Source organism: Streptomyces sp. NPDC030245 (assembly GCF_055572995.1).
Map to the genome: position 1 here is coordinate 194,887 of NZ_JBVICF010000002.1, position 21,304 is coordinate 216,190.

Consider the following 21,304-nt stretch of genomic DNA (forward strand, 5'->3'; position numbering starts at 1 on the left):
CGCGCATGGCACACACACGACCCGCGGCGGGCGGTCGCCTGCTGCCCGTGACGGTCCTGTCCGGCTTCCTCGGCGCGGGCAAGACGACGCTGCTCAACCACGTTCTCGCCCATCGCGCGGGCCTGCGCGTCGCGGTGATCGTGAACGACATGAGCGAGATCAACATCGACGCCGCCCTGGTGCGCGGCGGCGAGGCCGCGCTGTCCCGCACCGAGGAGCGGCTGGTCGAGCTGACCAACGGCTGCATCTGCTGCACGCTCCGCGACGATCTGCTCGAAGAGGTCGGCAGGCTGGCCGCCGAGGGCCGCTTCGACCATCTCCTCATCGAGTCCAGCGGCATCTCGGAGCCGATGCCGGTGGCCGCGACGTTCGCGTTTCCGCGCGACGACGGCTCGACGCTCGGCGACCTGGCCCGCCTCGACACGATGGTGACGGTGGTCGACGCCGCGAACTTCCTGCCGGAGCTGTCCGCCGGGGACGGCCTGGCGGAGCGCGGCCTCGATCAGTACGAGGACGACGAGCGCACCGTCAGCGACCTCCTGATGGACCAGGTCGAGTTCGCCGACGTCATCGTCCTCAACAAGCTCGACCTCGTCGACGCGCAGACCGCCGACCGGCTCACGGCCACCCTCGCGCGCCTCAACCCGCTCGCCCGCGTCGTGCCCGCGACCCGGGGACGGGTGGAGCTCGCCCAGCTCCTCGACACCGGCCTGTTCGACCTGGAACGCGCCCAGCAGGCGCCGGGGTGGGTGCGGGAACTGAACGGTGACCATGTGCCGGAGACCGAGGAGTACGGAATCTCCAGCACGGTGTTCCGTGCCGGGCGGCCCTTCCACCCCGGCCGTTTGTGGGCCTTCGTCACGGAGGAGATGGACAGCGGCGACTTCGGGCGCATTCTGCGCTCCAAGGGGTTCTTCCGGCTGGCGAGCCGGCCCGGGATCATCGGCCTGTGGTCGCAGGCGGGCTCCGTCGCCCGCTTCGAGCCTTCGGGAGCGCGCAGCACGGACGACGACGTGCGGGGGCAGGAGCTCGTCTTCATCGGCGTCGATCTGCGCGCCCCTGAACTGCGGGCGGCCCTGGACCGGTGCCTGCTCGCCGAGGGCGAGGCGGTTCCGTCGTACGATCCGTTCCCCGCGTGGGACGCGCACGGCGCGGACGCCTGCGAGACCGAGAGCGGACCGGAGTCCGCCCTCGCCCCTCTCAGCCCGCTGGGTCCGCCGCGTTCTGTGCCTTCTCCGCCCGGGTGACGCAGGCGCGCGTCAGCGTCTCGGTGACGGACGCGTGTTCCCGCAGGTCGTCCACCGGTGAGAGCTCCACCGCGCACACGACCGTCCCGGTGCGCACCACGGCCTGCGCCGTGGTCTCGTCGAGGTCCAGATTCACGTTGGTGGCGGCGATCCGCTCCTCGCCCAGGCCGGGGAAGGACAGGACTTCCAGCCGATCGTTGGACCTGACCCCCATGACGGAACCCCGGTAGTGGGCCTTCGCCCGTCGGACCGAGTCACAGGCCGACACGTCGAAGGTGGCGCGGATCTCCCCGCCGCCGTCCGAGCGGGTCGCGTAGCGCGAACCGGCCCGGTGGCAGGGGGAGTCCGCGCTGCCCGGCTGGCTCGCGGGCGCGGCGAGCTCCGTCCAGCCGGGCGGGACGCTCTCCCGGTCCGGCGTCACCCGCGCGGTCTCCGCGACGGACAGGGCCCGAGCGGTGTTCCGCGCGTCGTCGGGCGCAGTCGTCCGGGGCGAGTCGTCGGCACCGATCAGCTGCACTCCGCCGTAGGCCCCCAGCGCCAGGAGGAGCGCCAGCAGGGCCACCACGCCCGTCAGCGAGGCACGGCCCGCGGGCGTGTTGTTGACCGTCAGCGGGCCGAGCGAGATGTGGCTGCGCGACAGTCTGCTGCCGGTGATGACGACGCTGCTCGTGGTGTGGGCCCGCTGTGCGGCCTCGAGGTGTTCCAGCAGGCGGCGCCGCAGTTCGGGGTCGGTCTCGAGCTCCTGCCGCAGGGCGGTCTCCGCCTCGCGGCGGGCGGCCGGGTCCTGCGTGTCGGTGCCCAGGCCCGCCAACGCCGCACGCCCGTGGTCGGTGCCCGCGAGACGGGCGCGGACTAGCTCGACGACGGCGCCTCCAGCCCCTTGGCCGACCCCGCTCGCCACCCCCGCCGCCGCGGTCACGAAGACCCCAACGGCCGTATGGGCCAGCTCACTTGAATCCATGTGCCCCTCCCCCGTCGAAAGCCGAAGAATCCCATCACCACCGCCTGAGCACCAGACCGCGGCGCCGCGCCGACACGGGTGCCTCTTGTCCCTTCCCCCGGACACGGGGCACTGTGTTGGCCACATCCGTCACCACCGACGCACGAGGTGCAGGCATGAACAGCGGAGCAGGGTCGGCCATGGGGTCCGGGAGCGGCAGCCCGGGGCGTCGGCGGTTCATCGGCGCACTCGTGGGGGCGGTCGGCGCGGGGGCTCTGTCGTCGGTCTCGGCGTGCGCGTCGTCGGATCCGGCAGGCCCGGAGCGCCCGGAGCGTCCGGACCGCGTACGCCGGGAACCCGCCTCCTCGGCCGCCCACCGGCCGCGCCGCGAGGGGCGGTTGTTCCTGGGGACGTACACCTCGCAGGACGGCGGCGGTGCGGGCATCGGCCTGGCGACGTACGACGACGTGACGGGCCGCGTCACCGGTGCCGGGACGGTCACCGGCGTCCCCGACCCCTCCTATCTGGCGCTGCACCCCTCGGGTCGTACGCTCTACGCCGTCAACGAGCGGGACAAGGGTGGCGTGACCGCCGTCGCGCTCTCCGCCTCCGGCAAGCACGACGTCCTCGGCACGCGGGACACCGGCGGCGCGGGCCCCTGCCACCTGTCCGTGCACCCCGGCGGGCGCTGGCTGCTCAGTGCGAACTACACCTCCGGCAGTGTGTCCGTGCACCCCATCGAGGCCTCGGGCGCACTGGGTGAGCGGACGGACCTCGTCACGCACTCCGCGCCGCCGCCGGGGCCCGGCCAGCAGGGCCCGCACGCGCACCAGATCATCACGGCCCCCGACGGCCTCCACGTCCTCGCCGTCGACCTCGGCAACGACACGGTGTACACCTACCGCCTCGACGAGAAGGCGGGCACGCTCCGCCGTGTCTCGCACGCGGCCTTCCGGCCGGGCGCGGGCCCGCGCCACCTCACCTTCCACCCCTCGGGCCGCTTCGCCTACCTCGCCGCCGAGTTGGACAATACGGTCGTCGTCTGCGCGTACGACCCCGCCACCGGCCGCCTCACGCCGGGCAGACCGCAACCGACCGGCACCGGGGAGGGCACCAGCTACCCGGCGCAGATCGTGGTGACGCGCGAGGGCCGCTTCGCCTTCCTCGCCAACCGTGGGCACAACAGCGTCACCCGGTACGCGATCGAGCGCGCCGGCGCCCGGCTCCGGCTCCTCGACACGGTCGCCGTCGGCGGGGACTTCCCCCGCCAGCTCGCGTTCTCCCCGTCGCAGCGCCTGCTGTTCACCGCGAACCAGAAGTCGAGCACGGTGAGCGTCTTCAAGGTCGACGGCCACAGCGGCGCACTCCGCCTCGCGGGCAAACCTTTCGCATCGCCGGTCGCCGTGTGCGCGTTGCCTCTCTAGTCGTGCGGGGCGAGGAGAAGGGGCTCGGGGTGCGGCTCGTGTCGGCGGTGCGGGCGGGGGACGTCGACGCGGTGCGGGCGCTGCTGGCCGAGGGGGCCGATCCGGACGCGGTGGACGCGAGCGGGCTGTCGGCGCTGGGGTTCGCCGTGGCGGCGTACGACGCGGCGGTCGCCGAAGCGCTCGTGGAGGGCGGGGCCGACCCTGACCGGGCGCTGCCCGACGGGACCACACCCCTGTGGCGCGCGATCGACGGCGGTTCCCACGCGGTCTTCTCGGCCGTGCTCGGCACGGAGCCCCGGCTGCGGCTGCCGGCGGGCACGCGTGAACGGTTCCTCGCCCTGGCGCGGGACTGGTACGAGACGGGTGTCGAGGAGGAGCTGCGGCGGAGGTCGAACGCGGTGGGGCCCGCGGTCACGGAACGGGTCACGGACGGCGGGTACGACTGGGTCGAGCAGGTCTCGCTGGGCGGGCTCGTCGTGCGGGCCGGACACGGCGGCATCCTGAGCGCGCTCGAATGGGCCTTCCGCATCCTGACCCCCGTCGACGAACTCGTCGCTCGCGCCGTGCGGCACCCGGACGAGGAGCACACCGACTGGTCGGCGGTCTGCTGGGTCCTCGCCGGGCGCCGCAGCGACGAGACCTGGTCGGCCGTGACCGCCCATCGCCACCACCCGGACCCGGCACACCGGCGTTTCGTGGCGGACTACCTGCGGGTGCGTTCGTTCGTCGACCCCGGGCACCGGCACTACGGCAGGAAGGAGACCGGGCTCCTGATCGCCTGGGCCGCCGAAGAGAGGGACAGCGTGGTGCTCGCCAAGGTGCTGAGCGCCCTCTCCGAGTACGAACACCCGGGTCAGGAGGCCGTCGGGCTGCGCCACGCTAGCCACCCCGATCCCCGCGTACGCCGTGAGGTGCCGTACGCCCTCGTCACGAACGACGGTCTGCGGTCACAGGCCGCGCGGGACGCGGTGCTCGCCCTGACCCGCGACCCGGATCCGGAGGTGCGGCTCAGGGCCTGTGAGGTGGGGGCGGACGACGAGGTCCTGTGGCCCGAGGTGACCCGGGCGCTGCTCGTCATGGTCGAGAGCCCGGACGCCGCCGTGCGCCGCGGGGCGGCGGTGACCCTCGCCGCGTCCCGGGACCACGCGCCCGCCGTCGCGGAGGCGCTGATCGCGTTGTTGGACGACGACGACCTGCTCGTGCGTCTGGAGGTCGCCTGGGGTCTCGCCCGCCGCGACGACCCGCGGACCGAGCAGGCGTACGAGCGCGTGGGGCCGCTCGGTCCGGGTTTCGAGCACGACCACCGGGCGCACGAGCTCTGGAACTGGAGGTGGCGGAGGAAGGAGACGGGCTCGGCCGCTGCCGCCGAGTGACACCCGTGTCGTGACCCCCGGCTCGGCTCTAGGGTTTGGTGAAACGCACGTCGGCCGCCCGCGCGACGATCTCGGCCTCGTCGCCGAGGGACCACTCCGCCACCCGCGACACCGTCGCCGCGGGGACCACGTCGCTGATGCCCTCCGCGGCCGGGATGTCGTACGTCGCGTGCGCGTCGTGCGGCAGGACGACGCGGAAGCCGAGATCCAGGGCGGTGCTCGCCGTCGCCCTGACGCACATCTCCGACATCACGCCGCAGACGGCCAGGTCCCGCACCCCGGCATCGCGCAGCAGCTCTTCGAGCCGGGTGTCCTCGAAGCCGTCGTCGACGGTCTTGCGCACGGCCCTCTCGCCCCGCGCGGTGTCGAGGGGCAGGTGGAGCTCCCAGCCGGGGGTGCCCGTCTCGTCGGGGGCGCCGGGCTCTCCGTCGTTCTGCAACTGGACGACGAACGCGCCGTTCTCGCGGGCCTCGGCCAGGAGGCTCGTCACCCGGTCCAGGAGGCGCTCCGCGTCGGGCACGGCGTCGTCACCGGTGACGAAAGCGGACTGCATGTCGACGATGATCAGCGCCTGGACGGGCGGGACGGGCTCGGCGGACGGAGGGGACGAGGGCGGCTGCGTGGGTGTCGGAGGCTTTGTCACCACGCCATCATCCCTGCGGGACGTGGAACCTCAACTGGATTACCGTACGTGGGTATGAGCACGGACCTTGCCGTATCGGACCTAGGCGTACTCCTTGTCGGCGCCGCCATTTTGGTCGCCGCGACCCTCGCTGTCGCGGCCGTGCTGCTCGTGCGTCTCGTCCGGACCCGCCGCGCCCTGCGCAGAGCCGGGCTGCCCGTCGAGCGGCAGTGGGTGTTCTGGGGCGCGGTCGCCTATCTCGTCCTGCCCACCGACCTGTTGCCCGACCCGGTGCTGCTCGACGACATCGGCGTGCTGCTGCTCGCGCTGCGGTCGATGAGGTCAGCCTCCGACGGGCCGCCCGCGCCGCGTGCCTGAGAGGCGGGCCTTCATCAGGAGTGCGTGCATGCACTCCGTGACCTGCGCGACGTCCTCGACGAGCTCGTGGAACGGGAGGCGGACGTCCGCCTGGCCGCGGGCGCGTTCGAGACGCAGCGAGATCCCGTGCCGGTCGATGGCGAGCGGGCGGACCCGCACCACGCCCTGGAGGCTGTCCGGGCTGATGAGGCGGGTGAGTTGTTCGACGGCGTCCGGGTGGGCGTCGGCGAGGTGGGTGAGCAGGCGCGACTCGGCCTCGGCGAGCGGGTCGGGCACCGTCAGGGCCAGTTCGTCGAGCTCGATCGCCTGGCGTTCCCCGGTGGAGTCGTGCAGGACGGCGCACGTCGGCTCGAAGACGAGGTGCTCCCTGTCGTGCGTCAGCACCCCCGAGAGCCAGAGCCGCGCGCGGATCCGGTCCCTGAGCGGCACCGGCGCCACGTCGACGAACTCGACCATGGTGGACGGTTCACCGCGCGGCATGCAGATGAGGGCGGCGGCGAGCGCGCTGTCCTCGGGGGGTGACAGCAGGAGCCTGCCGTCCTCGGTGACGGTGTGCGCGCCCACGAGTTCGTCCCTGCCGATCTCTGTGGTCACCGCGCAGGACCACGCGGTGGCAAGCACTGAACGAGCGCGTGCCGCCGCTGTGGGCACGGTCGTGCTGCTGTGACGGACACCCATCCTCAACCTCCATTAGGTAAGCCTTGCCTAACTTATCGAAGATTGCGGAACGGGGCCAGTACGCCTCATGGCCCCGCGCGGCGAACCACGCGAGGCCATGAGGACGTACAGAACTACGGAGCGTGTCAGTGACCCCGCGCGATCCACTCCTCCAGGTGCGGCGCCTCCGCGCCGACCGTGGTGCTGTCGCCGTGTCCGGTCCGCACCACCGTCCCGGGCGGCAGCGTCAGCAGCCGCTCCTTGATCGACTCCACGATCGTCGGGAAGTCGCTGAAGGACCGGCCCGTCGCACCAGGACCCCCGGCGAAGAGCGTGTCACCGGTGAACACCGTGCCGAGGGCGGGCGCGTACAGACTCACGGCGCCGTGGCAGTGGCCGGGCGTGTGCAGCACCTTCAGGACCGTGCCCGCGACGGTCAGTTCCTGCCCGTCGGACAGCTCGCCGTCCGGGGCGCGGTCGGGATGGGTCCGCTTCCACAGCTCCGTGTCGGCCGGGTGCAGCAGGACCGGCGCGCCGGTGCGGGCCGCGAGCGCCGGGGCCGCGTCGATGTGGTCGTCGTGGGCGTGGGTGCAGACGATCGCGACCAGGCGCCGCTCCCCCACCGCCGCCGCGATGGCGTCCGCGTCGTGGGCGGCGTCGATGACGACGCACTCGCTGTCGTCGCCGACGATCCACACGTTGTTGTCGACGTCCCAGGTGCCGCCGTCCAGCGAGAAGGTCCCGGACGTCACGAGGTGGTCGACGCGGGCGCCGGGCGCGCCCGCCGTGGCTCCGGCCCCAGTGGTCTCGGCCGCCATCAGAACACCACCACCGAACGGAGGACGTCGCCGTGGTGCATGCGCTCGAAGGCCTTCTCGACGTCCGCGAGCGCGATGGTCTCCGTGACGAACGCGTCCAGATCCAGGCGCCCCTGCTGATACAGGTCGATGAGCATCGGGAAGTCGCGGGACGGCAGGCAGTCCCCGTACCAGCTCGACTTGAGCGCGCCGCCGCGCCCGAAGACGTCGAGCAGCGGCAGCTCGATCTTCATCTCGGGGGTCGGGACGCCGACGAGGACGACCGTGCCCGCCAGGTCGCGGGCGTAGAAGGCCTGCTCGTATGTCTCCGGGCGGCCGACCGCCTCGATGACGACGTCGGCTCCGTTGCCGCCGGTCAGCTCGCGGATCGCCGCGACGGGGTCGGCGGAGCGCGAGTTGACCGTGTGCGTGGCGCCGAGGCCCTTCGCCGTCTCCAGCTTCTTGTCGTCGATGTCCACGGCGATGATCCGCGCGGCTCCCGCGAGGCGGGCCCCCACGACGGCGGCGTTGCCGACGCCGCCGCAGCCGATGACGGCGACCGAGTCGCCCCGGCCGACGCCGCCGGTGTTGATGGCGGCGCCGATGCCCGCCATCACACCGCAGCCGAGAAGCCCGGCCGCGGCCGGGGAGGCGGCCGGGTCGACCTTGGTGCACTGCCCGGCGGCGACGAGGGTCTTCTCCGCGAAGGCCCCGATGCCGAGCGCCGGGGAGAGCTCCGTGCCGTCGGTGAGGGTCATCTTCTGCCGCGCGTTGTGTGTGTCGAAGCAGTACTGGGGGCGGCCGCGCAGACACGCGCGGCACTGGCCGCACACCGCGCGCCAGTTGAGGACCACGAAGTCGCCGGGCGCGACCTCGGTGACCCCCTCCCCCACCGACTCGACGACACCCGCCGCCTCATGTCCGAGGAGGAACGGGAAGTCGTCGTTGATGCCGCCCTCCCGGTAGTGCAGGTCGGTGTGGCAGACCCCGCACGCCTGGACCTTCACCACGGCTTCCCCCGGCCCCGGATCCGGGACGACGATCGTCTCGATCCGCACCGGCTCGCCCTTCGCGCGCGCGATCACGCCCTGCACCTGCTGCGCCATGACTTCAGCCCTTCTTTCTCCACATGTCTTTCCCACCACATCGTTACAGGTCGAGCGCCGTGATACAGCAGGTGGAGCACGTCGCGGGGGAGGCGGCCGCCCCGATCTAGGGTGAGCTCGTGCGCAATCTCGCGGCCCAGGCCCTTCTGCCGGTCAATGCGGCGCTCGCCGCCGCCCTGCTCGTGCTGCTGCTGGCCGCCGCGGCGACGGCGGCCGTCTTCCGGCTCGCCCCGGACGGCTCGCGCGGCAGGGCGCGGGAGATCCTGGTCGCGGGCGCCCGCGCCACCGCGCAACTGGCCGTCGTCTCCCTGGTGATCGCCTGGGTCGTGCACCACGTGGCCGCGCTCTTCGCCTTCCTGCTCCTCATGTTCGCCGTGGCCACCCGCACCGCGGGGCGGCGCGTCACGCCGAACGGCACCTGGTGGTGGACGGCGCTGCCCATCGCGGGGCCCGTCCTCCCGGTGGTGACCGGACTGACCCTCGCGGGCCTGCTGCCCGTGGGGGGCATCGCCATGATCCCCGTGACGGGCATCCTCATCGGCGGGGCGCTCACCGCGACGGTCCTCGCCGGCCGCCGCTCCCTCGACGAACTCCGCACCCGGTACGGCGAGTTCGAGGCCGGCATCGCCCTGGGGCTGCCCGACCGCGACGCGCGCCTGGAGGTCATCCGCCGGGCCGCGTCGGACGCCCTCCTGCCCGGACTCGACCAGACCCGCACGGTCGGGCTCGTCACCCTGCCCGGCGCGTTCGTCGGCATGCTCCTGGGCGGCGCGTCCCCCGCGCTCGCCGGAGCCGTGCAGCTCTTCGTGCTGATCGCCCTGATGGCGGTCCAGGCGATCGCCGTGGCGCTCACCGTCGAGCTGGTCGCCCGGGGCCGGCTGCACCGCGAGGCGTAGGCTCCCCACCATGTCTGTCTATGAAGCGGTAGAGATCGAGAGCCTGCAAGGCGGCCCCGCCGACCTGCGCCAGTACGAGGGCAAGGCCGTCCTCGTCGTCAACGTCGCCTCCAAGTGCGGGCTCACCCCGCAGTACGCGGGCCTGGAGCGGCTCCACGAGCAGTACGCGAGCCGGGGCTTCAGCGTGCTCGGCGTGCCCTGCAACCAGTTCATGGGCCAGGAGCCCGGCACGTCGGAGGAGATCGCCGAGTTCTGCTCGGCGACGTACGGTGTGACCTTCCCGATGACGGAGAAGGTCGACGTCAACGGCGAGGCGCGGCATCCGCTGTACGCGCGGCTCGTCGGCACGGCGGACGCCGAGGGCCACACCGGCGACGTCCGCTGGAACTTCGAGAAGTTCTTGATCGACCCGGCGGGCGACGTCGTGGCCCGCTTCTCTCCCCGGACCGAGCCCGACGCCCCCGAGGTCATCGCCGCCATCGAGAAGCACCTGCCGGCCTGACGGCTGAAGTGACGGGGCGGCAGTTGCCCGGCTGAGCGGTGTCACCTCCGGGCGGTCCAGGGATACCTCCAGCCGGGCCAAGCCGATCTGCGGACTGTCGGCGGCGCTCCTACGGTGGCTGAATGGTCATCAGGAACCTTTCGCGCTCCTCCTCCGTACGCGCCGGGGCCGCCCTCTCCCTCGGTGCTCTGGTCCTCCTGTCCTCACCGGTCGCCGCCTCGGACGTCCCGGCCGAACCGGCGCCTCCGCGGCCGCTCCCCGCTTACTCGTCTGCCCTGCTCGACCGGTCCGGTGTCCAGGTCCGGCCCGGCCTCGGCGCGCCCGCGCTGCCCGCCGAGGTGTCCGCCCGCGCATGGCTGGTGGCGGACGCCAGTACGGGGGAGGTGCTCGCGGCGCGGAACGCGCACCGCCCGATGCCGCCGGCCTCGACGCTCAAGTCCCTCTTCGCCCTGTCGACGCTCTCCCGGCTCGACCCCGAGATGCGGCACGTCGTCGCCGAGCACGAGCTGGACGGGGTCGGTGAGGGCAGCAGCATGGTGGGCGTGGCGGAGGGCCGGGCCTATCGGGTCGCCGACCTGTGGCGCGGCGTGTTCCTCAGTTCCGGGAACGACGCCGTGCATGTCCTGGCGGGGCTCAACGGCGGCCTGGAGAAGACCGTTCGGGAGATGCAGGCCAAGGCGCGCGAGCTGGGGGCGAACGACACGCACGTGGTGTCGCCCGACGGTTACGACGCCGAGGGGCAGGTCTCTTCGGCGTACGACCTGGCGGTCTTCGGCAGGGCCGGGCTCGCCGACCCGGAGTTCGCCCGCTACTGCTCGACCCGCGTCGCGCACTTCCCCGCGGGAGACTGGTCGTACCCCATCCAGAACACCAACCGGCTGCTGACCGGTGCCGACGGCGTGGCGCCCTACCCGGGTCTGCTCGGTGTCAAGAACGGTTACACCAGCCACGCGGGCGCCACCCTGATCAGCGCGGCCCAGCGCGGCGGGCGCACGCTCGTCGTCTCGGTGCTGAACCCGCGGGGCGGCAGCGGGCGTGCCGTGTACGAGGAGACGCGGTCGCTGCTGGACTGGGGGTTCGCGGCGGCCGGGCAGGTGCGGCCGGTCGGTTCGCTGCTGCCGCCGAGGAAGGTCCGTGAGGCGCCGGCCGCCAGTCCCGCGCACGCGGCCGGGCAGTCCGCCCTGGCCGTACAGCCCGGGGACTCGGACTGGCCGGCGGTGCTGCTGGTCGTCGCGGGCTCCGTCGTCCTGCTCGCGGGCTGCGTCGTGGCGGCCCGGCGGCGGGCGGTCCGGCGCCGGAGGGCTACGGTGGCCCGGCGCGCGGACCCGGAACGCGCCGTGGAGTAGGGCGGGTACGCGTGTTCTTGCCGGGCGGGGAGACGGGGAGGTCCACGGGTGAGCGGTCTGCTGGGGGTGGCCGTGCTGGGGGCCGGCCACATGGGCGCCGATCACGTGCGGCGGATCGGCGAGACGGTGGGCGGGGCCCGCGTGGTGGCGGTCGCGGACCCCGACACGGCGCGGGCACAGGCGGCGGTGGCGGGGCGCGAGGGAGTGTCCGTGCACCGCGAGGCGTCGGCGGCGCTCGGCGCTCCGGGGGTGGAGGCGGTCCTGGTGGCGTCGCCGGAGGCGGCGCACGAGGAGGCGCTGCTCGCGGCCTGCGCGCGTGGGCTCCCGGTGCTCTGCGAGAAGCCCCTGACCCCCGACTCCGCTGCGGCCCTGCGGGTCGTGGAGGCGGAGGCCCGACTGGGGCGCAGGCTGATCCAGGTCGGGTTCATGCGCCGGTACGACGCCGAGTACGCGGCCCTGAAGACGCTCCTCGACTCCGGGCGCCTGGGCCGTCCCCTGCTGCTGCACTGCCGTCACCGGAACGTGTCGTCTCCACCGCACTTCACCTCATCGATGCTGATCAGCAGCTCCGTCTCCCACGAGATCGACGCGGCACGGTGGCTGCTCGGCCAGGAGATCACGGCGGTGACGGTGGTGCGGCCCGTACCGTCCGCGGGCGCCCCGGAGGGGCTGCTCGACCCGCAGCTGGTGCTCTTCGAGACGTCGGGGGGTGCCGTCGTCGACGTGGAGGTCTTCGTCAACTGCGGATTCGGTTACGAGGTGGCGTGCGAGGCGGTCTGCGAACGCGGCAGCGCGCGGCTCGGCGACGCGCACACCATGGTCGTCCGGTCGGGGGGCCGCGCGCAGGAGGAGGTGGCGCAGGACTACCTGGTCCGGTTCGCCGACGCGTACGACCGTGAGGTGCGGGCGTGGGTCGCCGCCGCGCGGGACGGCCGGGTCACGGGGCCGAGCGCGTGGGACGGGTACGCGGCCGCGGCCGTCGCCGAGGCCGGTGTCGCGGCGCTGGAGGCCGGTACGCGGACGCCGGTGGAGCTGGCCGAGCGGCCCGCGCTGTACGGCTGAGGGCGCAATTCGGCTGTGGCCAAGGGCGGGCGTCCGGCTCCGGTGGAGTGTTCAGACGCCGCCGAGCAGGCGTGAGAGCCCTTCGTCGAGGTCGATCTCGTCGCTCTCGTCGCCCGCGGGCACCACGGTGTACGACCGGACCAGGAAGCGGCGCAGCACGATCTTGTCGAACTGCACCAGCGCCAGCCCCTGGTGCGAGTGGAACTCGAGGACCGTCCGGGCCCGTCCGCACGGCCAGATGTGCACGTCACCGCTGCCCGTGGGCGCCGCGAGGCCCTCCTCCAGGAGCTGGCGGGCGAAGATCCAGGTGACTTCCGCGCCGTCGAGGGACGCCTGCGAGGGAAAGGTCATCTGGACGGCCAGGGGGTCGTCCGCGGAGTAGCGCAGGACCACGGGCAGGGCACGCTCACGCCCCTCGGGGGTGACGAGACGGGCACGGGCGGGCTGTTCGAGGGTGACGGCCATGAGCGGACTCCACTTCTGATGTTTCCAGTGCTCGGTATCGCGGTTCCGGGCGCCTGTGCCCTTATGACCCCTCACGGAGGGGCGGTATTACGCCACGATGTCGCATTCTTCATGTGACCTACATCACTCTTCTCTTATGGGTCGGACCTTCGGCACCTGGAGTCTCGAACTCGGTGGAGTCGACCGACACGCGTCCGGGTGCCCGCCACAGGCGAGTACACGCGTGCCTTTGAAGAACAGCAGCCACGTGTCGTCCGTCTGGCGGAACGAGACGCGGCCCTAGGTCCCCGGCCCTGGGCCCCGGGTCCCCGGTCGTGGTCCCGCACCGCCCCGAGATCGTCCCCCGGCCGGATGCCACCCCCGGGACGCCGGGACGACCATGCAGGTGACGGTCCGCCGCCCGGCGGATCCCCGACTCAGGAGCGCGTCATGTCGTACCCGCAGAACCTTTCGTACCCGCAGCCTGGCCACCCACGAGTCGACCGGCGGCGAATTCGGCCTCTACAAGTCGGAGTTAGAAGTGGGTCACGGGCCGCGCGGGCGACTTCCTGTACGTGCCGGTCGGCGGCCTGCACGCCTTCAAGAACGTGACCGACGAGCCCACGTCCATGCTGATGCTGTTCTCCCCGGGCGCCCCGCGCGAGGAGTACTTCGAGCAGGTCGCGGAGATGTCGCGGCGCGGCCCCGAGGAGCTCAAGGCGTTCCGCATCCGGCACGACAGCTACTTCACCGAGGACTTCGGGCCCGAGGCGGAGTGACTCCTCGCGCGCGGTCTTGCGGCCGTGTGACCGTGCGACCCGTCCGGCCGTGCGCCGCGCCCGGCCGCGATGCAGGATGGCCTCATGCTGCTCGCCCGGCTCGCACACGTGTCCAAGGAAGTGGCCGCCACCTCGGCGCGGTCCCGGAAGATCGCCCTGCTCGCCGAATTGTTCCGGGCCGCGGAGCCGGACGACGTGCCGATCGCCATCCCCTATCTGTCGGGCCGGCTGCCCCAGGGGCGGCTCGGCATCGGCTGGAGCACGCTCAAGCACGCGGTGCCGCCCGCCGCCGAGGCGACGCTCACGGTGCGCGGGGTGGACGCGGCGCTCACCGCGATCGGTGCGGTGGCGGGCGCCGGCTCGCAGGCCGAACGCAAGCGGCTCGTCGGTGAGTTGCTGGGGGCCGCGACCGCCGACGAGCAGCGGTTCCTGCTCGGGCTGCTGACCGGCGAGGTCCGGCAGGGCGCACTGGACGCGGTCGCGGTCGAGGGGCTGGCGCTCGCCACGGAGATTCCGGCGGACGCCGTGCGGCGCGCGGTGATGCTCGCCGGCTCCGTGGCGCCGGTCGCGCAGGCGCTGCTTGCGGACGGGGCGGCGGCCCTGGACGAGTTCCGGCTGACCGTGGGCCGGCCGGTCCTGCCGATGCTCGCGCACAGCGCCTCGTCGGTCGCCGAGGGCATCGACAAGCTGGGCGCGTGCGCGGTCGAGGAGAAGCTCGACGGCATCCGCGTGCAGGTCCACCGGGACGGGGACGCCGTACGCGTCTACACCCGCACCCTGGACGACATCACCGACCGCCTCCCCGAGCTGACCTCCGCGGCCCTCGCCCTGGAGGGGTCGCGCTTCATCCTGGACGGTGAGGTCATCGCGCTGGACGCCGACGGGCGGCCGCGGCCGTTCCAGGAGATCGCGGGGCGCGTCGGTTCACGCGTCGACGTGTCGACGGCGGCGGCCGGGCTGCCCCTCTCCCCCGTCTTCTTCGACGCCCTGTCCGTAGCCGGGCGCGACCTGCTCGACCTCCCCTTCGCCGAGCGCCACGCGGAGCTGGCGGCGCTGGTGCCCGAGCCGATGCGGGTGCGGCGCACGCTCGTCGCGGACCCGGCCGACGAGCGGCTGCGCGGCGAGGCGCAGGAATTCTTCGAGGCGACGCTGGGACGGGGTCACGAAGGGGTCGTACTGAAAGGGCTCGACGCCCCCTACAGCGCGGGCCGCCGGGGCGCCTCCTGGCTGAAGGTCAAACCCGTCCACACCCTCGACCTGGTCGTCCTGGCCGCCGAGTGGGGCCACGGCCGCCGCACCGGCAAGCTCTCCAACCTGCACCTGGGTGCGCGCCGGCCCGACGGCACGTTCGCCATGCTGGGCAAGACGTTCAAGGGAATGACGGACGCGATGCTCGCCTGGCAGACCGAGCGGCTCCAGGAGCTGGCGGTCGACGAGAGCGGCTATGTGGTGACGGTGCGGCCCGAGCTCGTCGTGGAGATCGCCTACGACGGCCTCCAGAAGTCCACCCGCTATCCGGCGGGTGTCACGCTCCGCTTCGCCCGGGTCGTGCGCTACCGCGAGGACAAGTCCCCCGACGAGGCGGACTCGGTCGAGACGGTCCTGCGGGCCCACGTCCCCCTCACCGGCTGAGACGGGCCCACGTAACCCTCACCGGCTGCGCCCGGCGTACCGAGGCGGCCACGACGCGCGGGATTTTGCCATCTCTTGGCCCCGATAGGGTGACAGCCGGGGGAGATCATCCATGACGCAAGGGGAAAGCTGTGCCCGCCTCACGACTCAGCCGTACGCCGCTCCCAGGCATCGGCATGCGGTACGACCTCACGACCCGAGAACAGCGGCGTCTGTCGGTGGTCGCGCACCGGGACGGTGCACGGACACTGAGCGCCTACCGGTCCGACGACCCCGACGAGTGCGCGCTGTCGCTGCGGCTGAGTTCGGGCGAGGCCGAGGCGCTGATCGACGCCTTGATGCCCTCCCACCACAGCCCGGCCCTGCTGCACACCACCGACCTGGGCCTGGTCGCCGAGCGCGTGCTGCTGTCGGCCACCTCGCACTGGAACGGGCGGCTGCTCGGCGAGACCCGGATGCGGACCGAGACGGGCGTCTCGATCGTGGCCGTGCTGCGGCGGGCCGAGGCCATTCCGTCGCCGGCCCCCGACTTCCGGCTGGCCGGCGGGGACACCCTCATCGTCATCGGGACGCGCGAGGGCGTGGAGACCGCCGCGACGATACTCGGGCGGGAGTGATCGCGTGCACTCCGCTGTCTTCCTGATCGAATTCGGCGCGATCATCCTCGCCCTCGGTCTGCTCGGCCGGTTCGCGGGGCGTTTCCGGTTCTCGCCGATCCCGCTGTACCTGCTGGCCGGTCTCGCGTTCGGCGAGGGCGGTCTGCTGCCGCTCGGCGCGAGCGAGGAGTTCGTCGCCATCGGCGCCGAGATCGGCGTCATCCTGCTGCTCCTGATGCTCGGCCTCGAATACACGGCCAACGACCTCGTCAGCAATCTGAAGACCCAGTACCCGGCCGGTCTGGTCGACTGTACGCTGAACGCGCTGCCGGGTGCCGTCGCCGCGCTGCTCATGGGCTGGGGCCCGGTCGCGGCCGTCGTGCTCGCCGGCGTCACCTGGATCTCCTCGTCCGGCGTCATCGCGAAGGTCCTGGGAGACCTCGGCAGGCTCGGCAACCGCGAGACCCCGGTGATCCTCAGCGTGCTGGTCCTCGAAGACCTGGCGATGGCCGTCTACCTGCCCATCATCACCGCCCTGCTGGCCGGTGTCGGACTGGCCGCGGGCAGTCTCACGCTCGCCATCGCGCTCGGCGCCGCGGGAATCGTCCTCTTCATCGCGGTGCGGTACGGGCGGCTCATCTCCCGGTTCGTCTCCAGCGACGATCCGGAGAAGCTGCTCCTCGTGGTGCTCGGCCTGACCATCCTGGTCGCGGGCATCGCGCAGCAGCTCCAGGTGTCCGCCGCCGTCGGCGCGTTCCTGGTCGGCATCGCGCTCTCCGGCGAGGTCGCCGAGGGCGCGCACACGCTGCTCGCACCCCTGCGGGACCTCTTCGCCGCCGTCTTCTTCGTCTTCTTCGGACTGCACACCGACCCGACGAGCATTCCGCCGGTGCTCCTTCCCGCGCTCGCGCTCGCCGTCGTCACCGCGCTGACGAAGATCGCCACGGGGTACTGGGCGGCCCGCCGTGCGGGCATCTCGGTCAAGGGCCGCTGGCGTGCCGGTGGCGCGCTGGTGGCGCGGGGCGAGTTCTCCATCGTCATCGCGGGGCTCGCGGTCACGGCGGGCATCGAGCCGTCACTCGGACCGCTGGCGACGGCGTACGTGCTGATCCTCGTGATCGTCGGGCCCCTGACCGCCCGGTACACGCAGCCCGTCGCCGGGTACGTCGGCGGGGTCCTCGCACGCCGCCGCGAAACCGCCGGCGGCCGGACCCCCGAGGTGCCGGGGCCACGGGAAACGGTCGAGGTCCTGGACGCGCAGGACGCGACCGACCGGCCGTAGGCACCGCGAGCACCTCGGGGGCGCGCGGCTACGCGGCGAGCCGCGCCGCTAGCCGATGCATCTGGGCCGGAACTCCGGGTCGGCCGGACCCTTCCGGCCCAGCGCGTCGAGGACCCACTGGGCGGCGACCGGGTCCTTCGTCACCTGGTCGTGCAGGAACGGGTCCAGCGGACAGCGGTCTTGCAGGACGACATTGGTGACGTACTCCTTCGGCCCGTCCAGCAGAGCGCTCGTGTACGGGATGACGATCTCGTCGTACCGCGTGGTGAGGACGGTGTAGTCGGGCCCCGCCGGAGTCTCGGTGCCTTCGTTGAGCCGCGTGAGCAGCTCGGAGCCCGCCATCTGGTCGAGGCAGGCGGGGCACGCGAGGTCGCCGAGCGGCTTGGTCAGCGGGTTGGTCGTGCCGTGGTTGGAGGGCACGATGCCGATCAGGTCGTCGACCTTGTCCGCGCCGCCGAGGAACTTCACGTAGTAGCGGGGCATCATGCCGCCCTGGCTGTGCCCGACGAGGTCCACCTTCGCCGCGCCCGTGGCGCCGCGCACGGCCTCGACGAAGTCCTTGAGCTCGACGGCCGACCGCGGCACGGGAGCGGTCGCCAGCTTGCCGTAATTGAACGCGAAGACGCAGTAGCCCGCCTTCTTCAGCTTCGGCGAGAGCGTGGCCCAGTTCTCCGCCATCAGCTTGAACGTGCCGTTGACCAGGACGACCGGCTCGGGGTGTGCCGGATCGGGCTTGCAGGACCAGTCGTTGGCGCCGCGGGGCGGGATGTCCAGGACCGAGGCCGGCGCGGGGGCGGCGGGTAACGCCCGGGCGGGGGCGGCGAGGCCCACGACTGCGAGGGCGAGGGCGGCCGCTGCGGTCAGCAGGGACCGGACGGCGGGGCGCAGGTGCATCGGGCATTCCCATCGTGAGGTGGTGAGTGACGCATGGAGCGCATGGAGCGCATAGGCGAACGCGGTTCGGCAATGCCGACCGCTGGACGAGATCATTTTCGTTGCGTACACATCACGTCAAGGGGTTTTGGCGACGGCGCGCGTTTTACGGGCACTTCGGGCATCTCCCGGACTCGCCACCCCGCACCGGCCCGCCGCCTGGCACGATGCTCCCCATGACCTCAGGTCCCGGGTTCCGCCTCGCACGAGCCGCGATGTTCGCGGCTGTGTGCGTGGTGGTGACGGCCCTCGGTCACACCGTCATGTCCGGTGCCGCGCTGCCCTGGTGGGCGGTGGGTTACGCGTTCGCGGCCACGGTGGCCGCCGCGTGGTGGCTCACCGGGCGCGAGCGCGGCGCGGCGGCCGTCACCGGCGCCACGGTCGCGGCCCAGCTGTGCCTGCACGAACTGTTCGGCCTCGCCCAGCGGATGGGTGCCCCGGCGGGCGGGAGCGGGCCGCCGGGTGCGGCGCGGACCCACCCCGACGACGGCATGAACCACCTGAACCACGCGATGCCGACGACCGTGCCGCCGTCCGGCGCCGACTCGTCCGGCGCCGCCGCGTACGGGGCCGCGATGCCGGACGACGGCATCTCCCACTGGATCATGTCCGTGTTCGGGCACAGCGGGTTCGGCATGTTCCTCGCCCACGTCGTCGCCGCGCTGATCTGCGCCCTGTGGCTGTGGCGCGGCGAGGCCGCCGCCTTCCGCACCGGTCGCGCGCTGGCCGCGGCCGTCTTCGTACCGCTGCGGCTCGTTCTCGCGATCCTCGTCGCGTCCCTGCCGCCGGCGCCGCCCCACGTCGGCGCCCTCGTCCCCGTGCCGCGGCTGCGCGGGGTCCTTCTCCAGCACGTCGTCTCACGCAGAGGTCCGCCGGTCCTTCCGGCCGGTTCCTGACACCGCCCGCACCCCTCGGTGCCGGGCGGATCTTCGGCGTCCGCGCATCCGGGGACCGCTCCCCGCCGCGCGTCGGCGCCGCTTCCCGAACTCCCTTCACCGAAGGACCTTCTGCGATGACCCATACCCTTGTGCGGTCCCGTACCGACGCGGACCTGAGCCGTGACGACCGCATCACCCAGTGGGCGCTGGCGGCGCGCGACGGCGACGCCCGGGCATTCGAGGAATTCGTGCAGGCCACCCGCCGCGACGTCTGGCGCTTCGTCGCCCACCTCAGCGGTGACCTGCACGGCGCCGACGACCTGACTCAGGAGACGTATCTGCGGGCCCTGACCGCGCTGCCCGGCTACGCCGCCCGGTCCAGTGCGCGCACCTGGCTGCTCGCCATCGCGCGCCGGGTGGTCGCCGATCGGTTCCGCACGGCGGCGGCCCGGCCGCGCATCGCCGACACCGGCGACTGGCAGGCGGCCGCGGAGCGGGCCCAGCCGCGCGGCCTGCCCGGCTTCGAGGAGGGCGTGGCCCTCCTCGACCTCCTGGAGACGCTCGACGCGCCGCGCCGCGAGGCGTTCGTCCTCACCCAGCTCGCCGGGCTGCCCTACGCGGACGCGGCAGCCGCCGTCGGCTGCCCGATCGGCACGGTCCGCTCGCGCGTGGCCCGCGCCCGGGAGCGCGTGAGCGAGCTGCTCCTCGCCGCGGACCACGCCGCATAGCGGTCCACCGCCGCTCTGCGGTCGCGCACCACCGTGCCGGGCCTCCCCGTGGAGGTCCGGCGTGGTGCGCGATGATCCCGGTCGCGGGCCCCGAGCGGGGCGTTTAGCGTGGTGCGGGGGCGTCTGGAGGCCATCACCATGGACCGTGAAGCCGTGCCCACGCCGGAACCCGCCCCGATACCCGGGGCCGCCCACGGGACCGGACCGTCCGCCTCCGTGGGGCACAGCGGAGGCGGCCGTCACGAGCACCGCTGGCTGATCCTCGCGGTGGTCGGCATCGCGCAGCTCATGGTCGTCCTCGACGCGACGATCGTGAACATCGCGCTGCCCTCGGCCCAACGGGACCTGGGTTTCACCGACGGCAACCGCCAGTGGGTCGTCACCGCGTACGCGCTCGCCTTCGGCTCCCTGCTGCTGCTCGGCGGGCGCATCGCCGACCTGGTGGGGCGCAAGATCGTCTTCCTCGCCGGTCTCGCCGGCTTCGCGGTGGCGTCCGCGCTCGGCGGCGCGGCGACCAGCTTCTCGATGCTGGTGGCCGCCCGCGCGCTTCAGGGCGTGTTCGGCGCGCTGCTCGCGCCCGCCGCCCTGTCGCTGCTCACCACGACATTCACCGATCCCCGCGAGCGCGCCAAGGCGTTCGGCATCTACGGCGCGATCGCCGGCGCGGGCGGCGCGGTGGGGCTGCTGCTCGGCGGCGTACTCACCGAGTACCTGGACTGGCGCTGGTGCCTGTACGTGAACCTCGCGTTCGCCGCGGTCGCCATGGTGGGCGGCGCGCGGCTGCTGCACGCGGGGGCGCCGCCGGACCGGCCCAAGCTGGACGTGCCCGGCACGCTGCTGGTGTCGGCCGGTCTGTTCTGCATCGTCTACGGCTTCTCGAACGCGGAGACGCACGCCTGGAGTGACCCGCTGACCTGGGGGTTCCTCGTCGTGGGCGCCGTGCTGCTCGTGGTGTTCGCCTGGTGGGAGACGCGCGCGGCCCATCCGCTGCTGCCCCTGCGGGTGGTCCTCGACCGGGACCGCGGGGCGTCGTTCCTCGCCATGTTCATCTCGGGCGCCGGCATGTTCGGGGTGTTCCTGTTCCTCACGTACTACTTGCAGCAGATCCTGGAGTACACGCCCGTCAAGACCGGTCTGGCCTTCCTGCCCATGGTCGCGGTGATGGTCGTGGCCTCCGTGGTGACCACCAACAACCTGCTGCCGCGGATGGGCGCGAAACCGATCGTGCCGCTCGGCATGGGGCTCTCGGCCGCCGGCATGGCCTGGCTGACCGCCCTCGACGTCAGCAGCGGATACGCCGCCCACGTGCTGCCGCCGCTGCTGGTCGCCGGACTCGGCCTCGGGCTCATCTTCGCCCCGGCGATGAGCATGGCGACCGCCGGGGTCGCGGCGCACGACGCGGGCGTCGCCTCCGCCATGGTCAACACCAGCCAGCAGGTGGGCGGTTCCATCGGCACGGCCCTGCTCAACACGCTCGCCACGACCGCCGCGTCCAACTATCTGGCGGGCAGGAACCCGACGCCGCGGGTCGAGGAACAGGCGGCGATGCAGTCATACTCGACCGCGTACTGGTGGTCGGCGCTCTTCTTCGCGATCGGCCTCGTCGTCACCGTCGTCCTGTATCGCAAGGGGCCGCACGCGCCGACGGAGACGGGCAGTGGCGCGGTCCACATGTGAGGCGG

At 72.9% G+C, this 21,304-nt stretch carries 21 protein-coding genes and 1 pseudogene; 15 read left to right on the forward strand and 7 right to left on the reverse strand.

All coding sequences use genetic code 11. From position 1 onward, the window contains the following. The first annotated feature begins 5 nt into the window (after window positions 1-5). Complete coding sequence (locus tag ACZ4Z4_RS05520) at window positions 6-1,247, forward strand: GTP-binding protein (protein ID WP_468322577.1); 1,242 nt, start codon at window positions 6-8, stop codon at window positions 1,245-1,247. Here the strand turns inward: ACZ4Z4_RS05520 and ACZ4Z4_RS05525 are convergent. Further along, on the reverse strand, window positions 1,201-2,208 hold the full coding sequence (locus ACZ4Z4_RS05525; protein ID WP_468322580.1) for a hypothetical protein: 1,008 nt from the start codon (window positions 2,206-2,208) through the stop codon (window positions 1,201-1,203). The genes ACZ4Z4_RS05520 and ACZ4Z4_RS05525 overlap by 47 nt on opposite strands. 155 nt (window positions 2,209-2,363) lie before the next feature. On the opposite strand from ACZ4Z4_RS05525, the gene ACZ4Z4_RS05530 reads away from it, so the two are divergent. After that, window positions 2,364-3,611, forward strand: coding sequence for a lactonase family protein (locus ACZ4Z4_RS05530; protein ID WP_468322582.1), 1,248 nt, complete (start codon window positions 2,364-2,366; stop codon window positions 3,609-3,611). 2 nt (window positions 3,612-3,613) lie between these two features. Continuing rightward, window positions 3,614-4,984, forward strand: a complete 1,371-nt coding sequence (locus ACZ4Z4_RS05535) for a HEAT repeat domain-containing protein (protein WP_468322584.1) — start codon at window positions 3,614-3,616, stop codon at window positions 4,982-4,984. A gap of 28 nt (window positions 4,985-5,012) precedes the next feature. Here the strand turns inward: ACZ4Z4_RS05535 and ACZ4Z4_RS05540 are convergent, their stop codons facing one another. Next, the gene (locus ACZ4Z4_RS05540; RefSeq protein WP_468324131.1) at window positions 5,013-5,552 is read right to left on the reverse strand and encodes an isochorismatase family protein; all 540 of its coding nucleotides are present in this window, start codon (window positions 5,550-5,552) and stop codon (window positions 5,013-5,015) included. Between the two features lie 129 nt (window positions 5,553-5,681). On the opposite strand from ACZ4Z4_RS05540, the gene ACZ4Z4_RS05545 reads away from it, so the two are divergent. Next, on the forward strand, window positions 5,682-5,984 hold the full coding sequence (locus ACZ4Z4_RS05545) for a DUF1232 domain-containing protein (RefSeq protein ID WP_468322586.1): 303 nt from the start codon (window positions 5,682-5,684) through the stop codon (window positions 5,982-5,984). Here ACZ4Z4_RS05545 and ACZ4Z4_RS05550 read toward each other — a convergent pair. The 3 genes from ACZ4Z4_RS05550 to ACZ4Z4_RS05560 all read right to left on the reverse strand — a co-directional run bounded on the left by ACZ4Z4_RS05550 (window position 5,949) and on the right by ACZ4Z4_RS05560 (window position 8,544). Next, window positions 5,949-6,662, reverse strand: coding sequence for a DUF2470 domain-containing protein (locus ACZ4Z4_RS05550; protein WP_468322589.1), 714 nt, complete (start codon window positions 6,660-6,662; stop codon window positions 5,949-5,951). The two genes, ACZ4Z4_RS05545 and ACZ4Z4_RS05550, sit on opposite strands and share 36 nt — an antisense overlap. 125 nt (window positions 6,663-6,787) lie before the next feature. Beyond that, window positions 6,788-7,459 (reverse strand): MBL fold metallo-hydrolase, encoded by a 672-nt coding sequence (locus ACZ4Z4_RS05555; protein ID WP_468322592.1) that lies wholly within the window; start codon window positions 7,457-7,459, stop codon window positions 6,788-6,790. Further along, window positions 7,459-8,544, reverse strand: coding sequence for an S-(hydroxymethyl)mycothiol dehydrogenase (locus tag ACZ4Z4_RS05560; protein ID WP_468322594.1), 1,086 nt, complete (start codon window positions 8,542-8,544; stop codon window positions 7,459-7,461). The genes ACZ4Z4_RS05555 and ACZ4Z4_RS05560 overlap by 1 nt, the downstream gene beginning before the upstream one ends. Window positions 8,545-8,663: 119 nt before the next feature. Here ACZ4Z4_RS05560 and ACZ4Z4_RS05565 point away from each other — a divergent pair, with 119 nt between their 5' ends. The 4 genes from ACZ4Z4_RS05565 (at window position 8,664) to ACZ4Z4_RS05580 (ending at window position 12,350) form a co-directional block, all read left to right on the forward strand. Next, entirely contained in the window at window positions 8,664-9,440 is a 777-nt protein-coding gene (locus tag ACZ4Z4_RS05565) for an ABC transporter permease (RefSeq protein ID WP_468322596.1), read from the forward strand. A gap of 10 nt (window positions 9,441-9,450) precedes the next feature. Then, entirely contained in the window at window positions 9,451-9,942 is a 492-nt protein-coding gene (locus ACZ4Z4_RS05570) for a glutathione peroxidase (RefSeq protein ID WP_468322599.1), read from the forward strand. 122 nt (window positions 9,943-10,064) lie between these two features. Further along, complete coding sequence (locus tag ACZ4Z4_RS05575) at window positions 10,065-11,288, forward strand: D-alanyl-D-alanine carboxypeptidase family protein (protein ID WP_468322601.1); 1,224 nt, start codon at window positions 10,065-10,067, stop codon at window positions 11,286-11,288. A gap of 48 nt (window positions 11,289-11,336) precedes the next feature. Continuing rightward, entirely contained in the window at window positions 11,337-12,350 is a 1,014-nt protein-coding gene (locus ACZ4Z4_RS05580; protein ID WP_468322604.1) for a Gfo/Idh/MocA family protein, read from the forward strand. A 51-nt stretch (window positions 12,351-12,401) separates the two neighbouring features. On the opposite strand, the gene ACZ4Z4_RS05585 is transcribed toward ACZ4Z4_RS05580, so the two are convergent. After that, a complete protein-coding gene (locus ACZ4Z4_RS05585) occupies window positions 12,402-12,815 on the reverse strand; it encodes an SsgA family sporulation/cell division regulator (protein ID WP_468322607.1) in 414 nt (137 codons plus the stop codon). 379 nt (window positions 12,816-13,194) lie between these two features. Between ACZ4Z4_RS05585 and ACZ4Z4_RS05590 the strand changes: the two are divergent. From ACZ4Z4_RS05590 to ACZ4Z4_RS05605, 4 genes and pseudogenes are all read left to right on the forward strand, one after another. Continuing rightward, a pseudogene (locus tag ACZ4Z4_RS05590) lies at window positions 13,195-13,573 on the forward strand (cupin domain-containing protein). Window positions 13,574-13,657: 84 nt separating this feature from the next. Beyond that, a complete protein-coding gene (locus tag ACZ4Z4_RS05595) occupies window positions 13,658-15,205 on the forward strand; it encodes an ATP-dependent DNA ligase (RefSeq protein WP_468322610.1) in 1,548 nt (515 codons plus the stop codon). 131 nt (window positions 15,206-15,336) lie between these two features. Further along, window positions 15,337-15,822 (forward strand): cation:proton antiporter regulatory subunit, encoded by a 486-nt coding sequence (locus ACZ4Z4_RS05600; protein WP_468322613.1) that lies wholly within the window; start codon window positions 15,337-15,339, stop codon window positions 15,820-15,822. A gap of 4 nt (window positions 15,823-15,826) precedes the next feature. After that, window positions 15,827-17,083, forward strand: coding sequence for a cation:proton antiporter (locus tag ACZ4Z4_RS05605; RefSeq protein ID WP_468322615.1), 1,257 nt, complete (start codon window positions 15,827-15,829; stop codon window positions 17,081-17,083). A gap of 48 nt (window positions 17,084-17,131) precedes the next feature. Here ACZ4Z4_RS05605 and ACZ4Z4_RS05610 read toward each other — a convergent pair whose 3' ends face one another. After that, window positions 17,132-17,977 (reverse strand): alpha/beta fold hydrolase, encoded by an 846-nt coding sequence (locus ACZ4Z4_RS05610; protein WP_468322618.1) that lies wholly within the window; start codon window positions 17,975-17,977, stop codon window positions 17,132-17,134. A 215-nt stretch (window positions 17,978-18,192) separates the two neighbouring features. On the opposite strand from ACZ4Z4_RS05610, the gene ACZ4Z4_RS05615 reads away from it, so the two are divergent. The 3 genes from ACZ4Z4_RS05615 to ACZ4Z4_RS05625 all read left to right on the forward strand — a co-directional run bounded on the left by ACZ4Z4_RS05615 (window position 18,193) and on the right by ACZ4Z4_RS05625 (window position 21,299). Continuing rightward, window positions 18,193-18,912, forward strand: coding sequence for a hypothetical protein (locus ACZ4Z4_RS05615; RefSeq protein WP_468322620.1), 720 nt, complete (start codon window positions 18,193-18,195; stop codon window positions 18,910-18,912). A gap of 116 nt (window positions 18,913-19,028) precedes the next feature. Next, complete coding sequence (locus tag ACZ4Z4_RS05620) at window positions 19,029-19,622, forward strand: sigma-70 family RNA polymerase sigma factor (RefSeq protein ID WP_468322623.1); 594 nt, start codon at window positions 19,029-19,031, stop codon at window positions 19,620-19,622. A gap of 138 nt (window positions 19,623-19,760) precedes the next feature. Continuing rightward, entirely contained in the window at window positions 19,761-21,299 is a 1,539-nt protein-coding gene (locus ACZ4Z4_RS05625) for an MFS transporter (protein ID WP_468322626.1), read from the forward strand. The last annotated feature ends 5 nt before the right edge of the window (window positions 21,300-21,304 follow it).